The sequence below is a fragment of the Dehalococcoides sp. genome, assembly GCF_041654235.1.
GTDB classification, from domain to species: domain Bacteria; phylum Chloroflexota; class Dehalococcoidia; order Dehalococcoidales; family Dehalococcoidaceae; genus Dehalococcoides; species Dehalococcoides mccartyi_B.
The window spans coordinates 20563-31338 of the sequence record NZ_JBAZDW010000012.1; the positions used below are offsets into that span (position 1 = coordinate 20563).

11 protein-coding genes are annotated in these 10776 nt (G+C 47.9%); 7 read left to right on the forward strand and 4 right to left on the reverse strand.

The annotated features are described in order from the left end of the window. Positions 1-77: 77 nt before the first annotated feature. Both trpS and ispH read right to left on the reverse strand, forming a co-directional pair. Complete coding sequence (gene trpS, locus WC259_RS02775; protein ID WP_012984471.1) at positions 78-1049, reverse strand: tryptophan--tRNA ligase; 972 nt, start codon at positions 1047-1049, stop codon at positions 78-80. A 54-nt stretch (positions 1050-1103) separates the two neighbouring features. Further along, on the reverse strand, positions 1104-1958 hold the full coding sequence (gene ispH / locus WC259_RS02780; protein WP_015407195.1) for a 4-hydroxy-3-methylbut-2-enyl diphosphate reductase: 855 nt from the start codon (positions 1956-1958) through the stop codon (positions 1104-1106). An 85-nt stretch (positions 1959-2043) separates the two neighbouring features. Between ispH and WC259_RS02785 the strand changes: the two genes are divergently transcribed. Both WC259_RS02785 and pfkB read left to right on the forward strand, forming a co-directional pair. Further along, complete coding sequence (locus WC259_RS02785) at positions 2044-3054, forward strand: tagatose 1,6-diphosphate aldolase (protein ID WP_015407196.1); 1011 nt, start codon at positions 2044-2046, stop codon at positions 3052-3054. After that, on the forward strand, positions 3051-3983 hold the full coding sequence (pfkB, locus tag WC259_RS02790; RefSeq protein WP_015407197.1) for a 1-phosphofructokinase: 933 nt from the start codon (positions 3051-3053) through the stop codon (positions 3981-3983). Before WC259_RS02785 ends, pfkB begins: the two co-directional genes overlap by 4 nt. Positions 3984-3986: 3 nt before the next feature. Here the strand turns inward: pfkB and WC259_RS02795 are convergent, their stop codons facing one another. Both WC259_RS02795 and WC259_RS02800 read right to left on the reverse strand, forming a co-directional pair. Continuing rightward, positions 3987-4844: a DUF5667 domain-containing protein gene (locus WC259_RS02795; RefSeq protein ID WP_011309705.1), complete on the reverse strand. Its 858-nt coding sequence runs from the start codon at positions 4842-4844 to the stop codon at positions 3987-3989. Between the two features lie 5 nt (positions 4845-4849). After that, positions 4850-5389 carry an ECF subfamily RNA polymerase sigma factor, BldN family gene (locus tag WC259_RS02800; protein ID WP_011309706.1) on the reverse strand — a complete coding sequence of 180 codons (540 nt, stop codon included), beginning with the start codon at positions 5387-5389 and terminating at the stop codon, positions 4850-4852. A gap of 366 nt (positions 5390-5755) precedes the next feature. Between WC259_RS02800 and WC259_RS02805 the strand changes: the two genes are divergently transcribed. The 5 genes from WC259_RS02805 to WC259_RS02825 form a co-directional block, all read left to right on the forward strand. Further along, a complete protein-coding gene (locus WC259_RS02805) occupies positions 5756-5980 on the forward strand; it encodes a helix-turn-helix domain-containing protein (protein WP_011309708.1) in 225 nt (74 codons plus the stop codon). A 15-nt stretch (positions 5981-5995) separates the two neighbouring features. Further along, positions 5996-6673: a response regulator transcription factor gene (locus WC259_RS02810; protein WP_011309709.1), complete on the forward strand. Its 678-nt coding sequence runs from the start codon at positions 5996-5998 to the stop codon at positions 6671-6673. A 104-nt stretch (positions 6674-6777) separates the two neighbouring features. Further along, complete coding sequence (locus tag WC259_RS02815) at positions 6778-9114, forward strand: GspE/PulE family protein (RefSeq protein ID WP_011309710.1); 2337 nt, start codon at positions 6778-6780, stop codon at positions 9112-9114. Between the two features lie 9 nt (positions 9115-9123). After that, positions 9124-10329 (forward strand): type II secretion system F family protein, encoded by a 1206-nt coding sequence (locus tag WC259_RS02820; RefSeq protein ID WP_015407199.1) that lies wholly within the window; start codon positions 9124-9126, stop codon positions 10327-10329. Positions 10330-10341: 12 nt separating this feature from the next. Continuing rightward, a partial coding sequence (locus tag WC259_RS02825; protein ID WP_372643090.1) for a prepilin-type N-terminal cleavage/methylation domain-containing protein occupies positions 10342-10776 on the forward strand: 435 nt, incomplete at its 3' end.

Here is a 10776-nt window from a genome sequence, read left to right on the forward strand (position 1 = left end):
ACTTCTTTCATTAGGCAAAACTAAAGCCCCGCTTTTCGGCGGGGCTTGTTTTATAAACTGATACCAAACGGTTTGGATTAGCGGAGATTCATTTTCTCACGGACCTCATCCAGCGTCTGGCGGGCGATGACTCCGGCTCTTTCCGCCCCGTCTGCCATTATGCGGTAAATCTCGTCCGGGTTTTTAGCCAGTTCGCTTCTTTTTGCCCGAATGGGACGCAGGTAAGCGTTGATAGCTTCGGCTAAAGCCCGTTTGCACTGGACACAGCCTATGCGGGCATTTTGGCAATCATCGGTAATCTGGGCAACCGCCTGCGGGCTGAAATAATTGTGCAATTTGTAAACATTGCAAATATCCGGGTGACCGGGGTCGGTCTTGTACTGGCGGGCAGGGTCGGTAACTGCACTCATTACTTTTTTGGCTGTTTCTTCCTCTGACAGAGCCAGTTCAATATGGTTGTTGAGGGACTTACTCATTTTATCCTTGCCGTCCAGACCAACCACAGTAGGGAAATTGGTCAGCCTTGCCTGAGGCTCGGGAAAAGTCTGGCCGAACTTTTCATTGAAACGGCGGACTATTTCACGGGTAAGCTCCAAATGGGGCAGCTGGTCTACCCCCACCGGCACCACATCCGCCTTGTAAAGGGATATATCTGCCGCCTGAAGCACCGGATAACCCACCAGACCGTAGTTCACATTGTCAGGGTGCATTTTTACCTTTTCCTTAAAGGTGGGCACCCGAAGCAGCCAGCTTAAAGGAGTAATCATGCCGAACAGGGTGAAGAGTTCGTTTATTTCCGGTACCTGAGACTGGACAAAGAGAATGCACTTTTTAGGATCCAGCCCCGAAGCCAGCAAATCCAGCATCATCTCATATATATTTTCTTTCAAAGTGGCAGTTTCTTCCAGAGTGGTCAGGGCGTGAAGGTCTACCACGCAGTAAATACATTCGTAATCGTCCTGCAAAGCTACATAGTTCTTAACCGCTCCAAGGTAGTTACCCAGATGGAGACGGCCTGTGGGACGGACACCGGAAAAAACCCGTTTCATTTGTTCCTCCTAAATAACAGGTGGATTGTAACATAAGCCAAAGCTAATTTAAAGCTAAGCTCCGGCTGAAAGCCTATCCAGATACGAACAAACTTCGGATATGGTGGTTTCATCAGTGGAAGCCCCGGAAGTAATGCCGATGCGGCTTACCCCCTTTAACCAGTCAGTTTGCAGTTCTGAAGCAGTCTCTATCAAATGGGTGTTGGATACGGTTTTGCATAAATCCAGCAGGTGGCGGGTATTGGCACTGTTGTGCCCGCCGATAACCAGCATCAGATCTACCCGTCCCGCCAGTTCCAGAGCGGCCGCCTGCCGGTCACGGATATCGTGGCAGAGGGTATCGGCTATACGAATTTCGGCATCTTTGACCAGAGCCTGATCTATAACATTTTTAACAAAAGAAGTGAAACCGGTGGGTATCTGGGTAGTCTGAGAAAGTACGCCTATATAACGGGATAAATCCGGGATATCATCTAATCCCTGCGGGTTAAGGGTAGCCAGTCCGTTTCCACCCGCCCAACCCAGTATGCCCTTGACCTCCGGGTGGTTTACATCACCGTAAATTACAGTAAAAAACCCTGCATCATGAAAGCGTTTGGCGGCTACCTGAGCCCGTTTGACGAAAGGACAGGTGGTATCCACTATTTCCAGCCCTTTGGATTTTAGCTCAGCCAGAACCGCAGGTCCTACCCCGTGGGAGGAAATAGCTACAGTACAGCCGCTGATGTCATCTATATTTTTTACAACCCGTACACCCATACCGGAAAGGCGGTTTAAAACCTGCTGGTTATGCACCAAAGCACCCAGAGTCTCCACCCCGCCCCGTTCGGAAGCCGTTTTTTCCAGTATGTTTATAGCGCGGCGTACGCCAAAACAAAACCCGATATTGGATGCACATTCCACTTTCATAGCTAAAAGCCATTATATCCCGTATATCCTGCCAAAACAAATACTTCTTGATTTAGCGGCTTTCTTGCTACATAATGGCTCTAAGATGAGTATAAGCGCCGGCAAACTGCTTAATCTGACTGCTCTGGCCAGCCCCAGAGGCGTATTTGAGATTGCGGCTATGGACCACCGCGGCTCAATTAAAAAGCACCTCTGCCCCAAAAACACAGATGAAGAATGCTACCGCAATCTGGCTGATTTCAAACTCAGCCTTTGCCGTGCCTTTTCCGGTCAGGCCAGTGCAATATTGCTTGACCCACTTTACGGACTGCCTGAGTGCCTGTCTCAAAATGCCCTTTTGCCCGGGTGTGGTTTGCTAGTCAGCCTGGAATCAAGCGGTTATGCGGGGGAAGCCGAATACCGCACTACCGAGCTTCTGGAAAACTGGGGGGTGACCAAGATAAAACTGCTGGGAGCTAACGCCGTTAAGCTCCTGCTGTACTACCGCCCGGATTTAAAAGATTTAGCCAAGAAACAACAGCTTCTGGTATCCAGAGTAGCTGATGAATGCAGCAAACTGGATATCCCCTTGGTGCTGGAACCTGTCACCTACCCCATAGGGCAGGAACTGAAAAATGCCGAACTCTTCGCTAAAAATAAACCGGATCTGGTACTCTCAACCGTAGCGGATTTGGCCGGTCTGGGTATAGATATACTGAAAGTGGAGTTCCCCGTTGATCTCCGCTTCAGCCTGACCGAAGACATGGCATTTCAATCTACCCGGAAATTGGATTCTCTCTGTCCCGTACCCTGGGCTATACTCTCAGCCGGGGCAGATTTCAGCCTGTATGTGAGAGAATTGGAAATAGCCTGCCAGTGCGGAGCTTCCGGTTTTCTGGCCGGGAGGGCAGTCTGGCAGGAGGCTCTGGAGATAACCAATCCGGCAAACCGTCAGGATTTCATAAACCGTATAGCTGTTGAAAGGTTTAAACGGCTGTGCCAGATAGCCGAAAATGGGGGGCGGCCATGGTATGAGAAGCTGGGGTTGAAAACAGGTAATTTTATAAATCCCAGCCAGCACTGGTATGCCGAATACCGACCGGGTGAAGACCTGTGATTGCCACGGTTACTTTAAACCCCTGCCTGGACAAGCATATAGATGTGCATGGTTTGGTACTATATGAAACCAACCGCTGGCATCGCATGTCCAAATATGCCGGCGGCAAAGGGATAGATGTTTCACGTGCCGTCTACGAAATGGGGTTTGATACAATTGCCTGCGGTTTGCTGGGGGGAGAGGAAGGGCGGGAAATTGAAACCCTGTTGACAGAGCAAGGGCTAAAATATCACTTTACCCCCATAAGCCAGCCTACCCGCAGTTGTTTTATAATTTACGATACCAAAACCCGCCGCCAGACTAATCTGAACGCCCCCGGTCCGCGAATAGCTCCGCCTGAACTAAAAATGTTTTATGAAGACCTGCTGAGGGAAAGTGCTGCTTCCAGCCTGATTGTTATGTCGGGAAGCGTGCCGCCGGGAGTGCCGTCAAGTGTCTATTTCACCCTTATCAGCCACACCCGCAAACTGGGCAAACAAACCATACTGGATACCACCGGTAAATACCTGCGGGAAGGGCTGAAAGCTAAACCCTGTCTGGTCAAGCCCAACATCCGCGAAGCAGAGGAACTGTTGGGCAGAAAACTGGAGACTGAGGCTGAAATAATACTGGCTGCCAAAGAAATAGTCCGGATGGGGGCAGGAATAGCTGTAATCTCCATGGGTAAAAAGGGGCTGATAGCCTGTGACGGAAAGCAAGTAATAAAGGCAAGTTCGGCTTATGTGCGGGTAAAAAGTACGGTGGGAGCAGGGGATTCAACCGTGGCCGGTTTTGCTATATCACTCCGCCGCGGAGACAGCCTGGAAGAAGCCTGCCGTTTAGGGGTAGCTATGGGCACAGCCGCCGTAATGACTCCCGGTACTGAACTCTGCCACCGTGAAGACGTTCAGTATTGGCTGCCCCGGATAAAAATCCGCCGTCTGGCTTAGCCTTCAGGGAATATACATGGCGTTTAATATCCGCTGGTAAGCCGCAATTGCATTGGCAACCACCCAGGCCATATCCTCGCGTACATCATCGGAAGCTCTTTCCAGAGCCAGATTAAGGGCATTCTGGTTGGCAATGGCTGAAAGGATAATGCCATTTTGGGTAGTATTGGCACTGCCGCCTGAATTTTCAGTTAACCCGAGGTTTTTATTGGGAGGTGCAGTGACTGGTGCAGTCAAGGCAGTATCATCTCTGTCTTGAGGGTTAGCCGCTGACATCACACTGTTTTCAAGCCCCACTAAACTTGCCATAACAGATAGAGCGGAATTGAGCTTGTCATTGGTTTGCCTTAACAGATTAACCTGATCCGTATCCGCCAGATAGATTATCTCGGCAACCCGTCTGTCAGCTATCTGGTTCATAGCGTTTATTTTACCCTCTTCGCCAAAGGAGAAATTCAGCCAGAGTTCTTCGGTTGCCAGTTTCACCCCGTATAGCGGGCTGTCAGGCATACTGCCGGAAGCAGCTACCGCAACCCCTCCGCCTGAAACAAAAAGGAACATAAGGGCGCTGGCAAGCCCGGTTGCCCAGTTAAGCCGCCACCCGAAAAAGCCTTTTCTATGTTTGCTTTCTTTCAGAGCAGACATAAATTCATAGCGGGCTCTGGCCTTGAATACTGGCGAAGGAGTACATCTGCCGGCAACCCGTTCAATCCCGATAGCGGTTTTGAGCAAAGGAGCTAACTCTACCGCCTGATCAGGATACAGGCGAAGACAGCTTTCCAAATCCTGCCCGTTTATAAGAATACGGTCCAGACATTCGTTCAGGATGTTATTAAATTCAGGGCTATTTTTTACATTCATTTCATTCACGCTCCAGAGAGCATTCGGCGGAGTGAGGATACCGCACTGTGCTGCAGCGCCTTGACCGCACCCGGAGTTCTGTTCATTATTTTGGCCACCTCGGCGATAGGCAAATCCGAAGAAAACCGCAGGGAAATTACCTCCTGCTGGGCGGGGGTAAGTTTGGCAGATACCTTCACAAACTTCTCATAGTCTATATTTACTTCGGTAGTTTCCACCGGGTCATCGGCACAAGCCAGCGGGGCAACTATCTCTATATCCACCGTGGGCTGGCGGCTTTTCTTCCTCAGGTAGTCTACTATCTGGTTATGGGCAATACGGTATAGCCAGGCAGAGAATGGTGTATTATCTTGCCATTTAAAGGAAGACATAGACCGGAGAGCGTTCATAAAGACCTGTTGGGTCAAATCCTCGGCCTCCATTTTGTTGCCAATCTTCAAAGCAATATAGCGATAAATTTTATCGAAATATTCCTCATATAGTCTGGCAAATGCCTGCTCATCTTTTTGTTGAGCAAGCTCAACCAGGTGTCTTTCTGTTTGCACCAGTAAGATCCCCTTCTTGGCCGGCCTCTATTTGAGGACTCCCGGCCGGTCAAACCCGGTTATTTACCCGTGCACAAATTATAACGAAGCAGTTTTTAAAAAGATAGCAATCCGAAACAGTTAAAATCTTAAGCATCTTGCAAATATTTTTTCCCTGCAAACTTTCTCTGTCTTCAAACAAGGGGTTGAAATCCTTGTCTGTTTCCGTCATTATAGGAAATATACACCTTTTGGCTTCCCTAAGTTATCTTAACTTATATTACTATTTTCCTATACAGGTTAGTACATTCGGGGGATTGGATAGTAGAGTTTATATAATGTATAGTTCTGAATAGTTAGGTTAAGATACTTTAAGAAAGGACTGCCATGACAAATCATGAAGATAATATAGTCTCCCCCATGCTGACCACCAGCGAAGTAGCCCATATGCTGAATGTGCATATAAATACTGTACGCCGCTGGAGCAATCAGATGGTACTTAAATCCTATCGGATTGGAGCCAGAGGTGACCGCCGTTTCCGTAAGGAAGACGTGGAACAATTTTTGGAACGGGCAGGCAAGACCAAACTCTTGAAAGAAACTCAGAGCTAAAAGAAGGGGCAAGCGATGGAAGACAACAGTAAAATCAGGGTAATGGTCATAGATGAGCAACCATTTTTCAGAGCGGGTGTTGCCCAGGCCTTGTCCGACAATAATTTTGAGATATTGGCAACAGACACTCACAAAGACCCCCTGGAACAGGTTGAAACCAAGATGCCTGATGTAGTTTTGCTGGGTTCAGACCTGACCGCTTACAGCGGGTTGGATTTGGGGCGGCGTATTGTGCGTACCTTCCCCAATACCAAGGTTATTATCCTTTCCCCAAACCCCAATGATACCGAACTGTTTGAATGCATAAGAACAGCGGCTGTAGCCTGTCTGAAAAAGAGCAGCACTGCTGAAGAGCTTATTGAAACTATCCGCCGGGCAAACCGGGGTGAGTATCCTATCAATGAAAGCCTTATGGGTAGCCCTAGCCTGGCTAAACAGGTATTGGCCCAGTTTCAAGATGTCTCCATGCTGGGTAAAGATGCCTCTAGTTTTGTTGCCCCCTTGACCAATCGTGAAAAACAGATATTGACCTTGATTGCCAACGGCAATACCAACAAGCAAATTGCCAACAATCTGGAAATAAGCGAGCAAACCATAAAAAACCATGTCAGCGCCATTTTACGCAAATTAAATGCCAATGACAGGGCACATGCGGTTGTTGTAGCTATACGCTGTGGCCTGATAAATATATAATATGGCTTATTTTTGACAAATAGTTGCACCTTTATATGTATTATGCGTAAGATGTTATAATCAAGTGAATAAAAGCCAATAAACTAGCTGAAATGTGGTTGGGAATGTTACAAAACAAAGTGAAAGATACAGAACTTCGCAAACTGGTAAGCAAACGAGTGGCTGATTATTTGTCCAGCCACAATTACCAGGTGGAAAGTGATGTTAAAATAACCGGGCAATCCGGTATAGAGCATATCTTTGACATCGTAGCCCGCCGAAATGATGGATTTACCGCCAGAACTATGGCTGTTTGTATAATTCTGGGTTCAAACCAGGAGGAAGAAAGCAGCTCTATTTTCAACTTTGCCAACAAAGCCTTCGATACTGGCATAAATGAACGTATCCTGATTGCCATACCCAAACTGACCCCGGAAACCCGCAATCTGGCTGAAAAACAGCGGATAAAAGTCTTTGACGAGGACCGTTTGGAAGATCTGTTGATTACCAGCACCAAGCGCCCCAACCGTCTGGAAGGCATGAACAACATCTCCTCTCGCGAAGACCTTATTAAGGCCCTGACCAATCTGGGCTACACCATAAGGGAGAATGCCCGTATCAAAGGGCGTTCAGGCATTTCCCATGTTTTTGATGTGGTGGCCAGTGATATTAACACCGAAAACTACACTTTAGGTATAGATATTTTAAAGAAGCAACCTGCTCTGGAACTTCAGGATGTGGCTCTCTTTGATGCCAAAGCCTTTGACTGCGGCATATCTGACAAAGTTATCGCTACCACAGCCAAAATAACACCTGATGCCCAGCAATTTGCTGATGCCCAAAAAGTTAAACTTATAAAACTTAACCCTATCCCTATCTCCACTGAAGAGAGTGCCGCTATAACTACTGCCGAAGAGGTTGTAAAAACTTCGGCTAAAACCGAATCCAAAAATGGCAAACCTGCTATAACCGACCTGCGTCAGTCACCACGCCCCGAAGCACTTAAACTTATCCCTGAGGTGCTTGCCCGGCGTTATACCGCTATACCTCTAAATATAGTGGGCAATACCCTTGAAATGGCTATGGCTGATCCGTCTGACATTCTGGCACTGGAAGCTTTCTCCGCCCACTCCAAACGTCGTATCAAGCCAATACCGGCAGACGCCCGCGAGATACGCGAATCTATAGACTTTAACTACAAAGGCTACGGGGATATTGAAAAATATCTCTCCCGCATGTCTATTCCCAGTGAAATTACAGATGACCGTCTGGCTATTGATGCGGCTATTGACGCACCTCTAGCCCAGGCCCTGAATCTTATTATTGAAGAAGCGGTGAAAGCCCGCTCATCAGACGTACACATTGAACCCAACGAAGACCGCCTGCGGGTGCGTTTCCGCATAGACGGCACTCTACAGGATATGATGTCACTGCCTATCACCGCCCACCGGGCTATCATTTCCAGAATTAAAATTTTGGGTGACATGAACATAGCAGACCATTTCCACGCTCTGGACGGTCAGTTTAGCGTAAATGCCGGCGGACGGGAGATAGATATCCGGGCGGCAACTGCCCCTACCGTCAATGGGGAAATGTCTGTTTTGCGGTTGCTGGATAAGAGCCGGGCTACTATTGAACTTTCCCAGCTGGGCTTTTTACCCGAAAGCCTGGAAAAATACAACAAGATGCTCAAAGTACCCTATGGCATGATACTTATCAGCGGCCCTACCGGCGCTGGGAAAACCACTACCCTTTATGCATCTATAAATTCGCTGGACATCATGCGCCAGAATATTATTACCATAGAAGACCCGGCAGAATACCGTTTTAAAGATATAAATCAGATACAAGTAAATGTGCAGGCCGGCATTACCTTTGCCAGCGGTCTGCGTTCTATACTGCGCCTTGACCCTGATGTGATACTGGTAGGCGAAATACGTGATTCGGAAACGGCCAATATAGCCGTTCAGGCAGCCCTTACCGGCCACCTTATGCTTTCATCCATCCACGCCAATAATACTACCGGCGTTCTTTACCGCTTGATAGACCTTGGGGTAGAACCATTCCTTATTGCCTCAGCCGTGGTGGGAGTAGTAGCCCAGCGCATGGTCAGGCGGGTTTGCCCGTACTGCCAGCACACTATTGAGGTACCGGTTATTGAGCAGGTAGCCTATGAACGTGAAATTGGGGAAAAACGAACCAAATTTGTATATGGTAGCGGCTGTAAATCATGTGCCTTTACCGGCTATTTGGGACGGGTGGGCCTGTTTGAAATAATGTCTATAAGTGACGAGCTCAGACGGCTTATGCTGAGCGGAGCTTCGCCCTCAGAAATACACAATCAAGCTATCAAAGACGGCATGATTACCATGATGAAAGATGGTATGCTAAAGGTTAAAGATAATGTTACAACACCCTCCGAAGTACTCCGTAGTGCCTATTCACCGGAGGAGCAGTATTGAGGTGAATAAATGGATTTTAATTACGTAGCTTATGGGCAGGATAAAAGGCTTGTAAAGGGGAAAATCCCGGCTACTTCTATGGAAGCAGCCCAGAGACTGCTGAGTCACAGCGGTTACCAGATTTTAAGCATCAAACCCCTTACACCTTTTTTCAATACGGCCGGTTCGTTTAACTTCTCAAAGGTAAAACCCAGAGAAGTTATTCTGTTTTCCCGCCAGCTGGCTTTACTGCTGGAATCCGGCACGGATATTGTGACTTCTCTGGAACTCTTGCAGGAACAGACTACCAATAAACTTTTCCGTGAGATTATCGGCGAGATTGTAAATGATATCCGGGGAGGCAGTTCGCTCTCTCTAGCCATGAGCAAACACCCCAAGGCTTTCCCCCCTCTGTACCACAGGGTAATCGCTGCCGGCGAACAAGGAGGCAGCCTTGAAGTAGTGCTTCGGAATCTGGCTAGCTTTGTACAGCGAAACGTAGAAACTGAAAAGAAGGTTAAAAGCGCACTGACTTATCCCGGTGTAGTTGCCGTGGTAGGTATTCTGGTGCTGCTGCTTATGGTCACATTCGTATTGCCGGCTTTTACCAGTCTATACTCCCAGATGGGTACTGAACTGCCCACCCCAACCAGAATACTTATAGGCCTGAGTGACTTCTTTGAGTCATGGGGTCTATATGTGATTGGGATTTTCATAATAGCGGTAACCGCACTGGTGATTTATATGCGCACACCCATGGGGCGATACCATAGAGACCGCATAGCTCTGAAACTGCCTGTGATCGGGCGGATTCTGCTCCTTTCAGAACTTTCACGCGCCTGCCAGACCATGTCGTTGCTGTTTAAAGCCGGCCTCCCTTTGCCTGAGATTATGAACCAAGCCACCGCCGCAGCTAACAACAAACTTATCAGCAATGCACTGGCAGATGTACAGCATGACCTGATAAGGGGTGAGGGACTTTCCCGCCCCATGACTAAAAATCCCCTCTTTTTACCCATGATGGTTCAGATGGTAAGCGTGGGTGAGGAAACCGGTAAACTGGACGACACCTTGGCTACCGTATCCGCCACTTATGATACTGAGACCGATGACCGCATAAGTGCGGCTATTAGCATGATACAGCCTGTTATGACGGTAGCTATCGGTCTGGTAGTAGGCTTTATTGCCGTTGCCCTGGTATCTTCCATGTACTCTTTGTACGGGCAAATAGGCTAAGGATAAAATAAAATGAGAAGAAAGCTGCTCAGGCGTCAGAAGGGATTTTCCCTGATTGAAGTGTTGATTGCCCTGGCTCTAATAGGCCTGATAGGCGTGGCTTTTCTGACTGCCCTTAATACGGCCGTAAAAGCGGTATCTATAGCTAACGTACGCACTACTTCTGAAAGTTACGCCAAGAGTACCATGGAGCAGCTGAAAAGCTTTTCATACCTGAAAGCTGAAGATGGCTCAGTAGCGGATTATGTATTCCTAAGCCCGTCTGATACCGCTTTCACTATCTGCACTTATAACCGTGATGGAAACCTGGTACAAAACAAGATTTACGGTATACCCTGGGATGTAGTTACCAATACCCAGAGTATTACTGATAAAGGTATCCAGAAGATAACCATAGTAATACAGCACAATGAGGGTGGGGTAAACAAGATTATCTTTACCCTGATA

What these genes read in the sequence shown, in the direction of transcription:
- trpS (WP_012984471.1), bottom strand. Translation starts at nt 1,049, where the DNA reads ATGAAACGGGTTTTTTCCGGTGTCCGTCCCACAGGCCGTCTCCATCTG.
- ispH (WP_015407195.1), bottom strand. Translation starts at nt 1,958, where the DNA reads ATGAAAGTGGAATGTGCATCCAATATCGGGTTTTGTTTTGGCGTACGC.
- WC259_RS02785 (WP_015407196.1), top strand. Translation starts at nt 2,044, where the DNA reads ATGAGTATAAGCGCCGGCAAACTGCTTAATCTGACTGCTCTGGCCAGC.
- WC259_RS02795 (WP_011309705.1), bottom strand. Translation starts at nt 4,844, where the DNA reads ATGAATGTAAAAAATAGCCCTGAATTTAATAACATCCTGAACGAATGT.
- WC259_RS02805 (WP_011309708.1), top strand. Translation starts at nt 5,756, where the DNA reads ATGACAAATCATGAAGATAATATAGTCTCCCCCATGCTGACCACCAGC.
- WC259_RS02810 (WP_011309709.1), top strand. Translation starts at nt 5,996, where the DNA reads ATGGAAGACAACAGTAAAATCAGGGTAATGGTCATAGATGAGCAACCA.
- WC259_RS02815 (WP_011309710.1), top strand. Translation starts at nt 6,778, where the DNA reads ATGTTACAAAACAAAGTGAAAGATACAGAACTTCGCAAACTGGTAAGC.
- WC259_RS02820 (WP_015407199.1), top strand. Translation starts at nt 9,124, where the DNA reads ATGGATTTTAATTACGTAGCTTATGGGCAGGATAAAAGGCTTGTAAAG.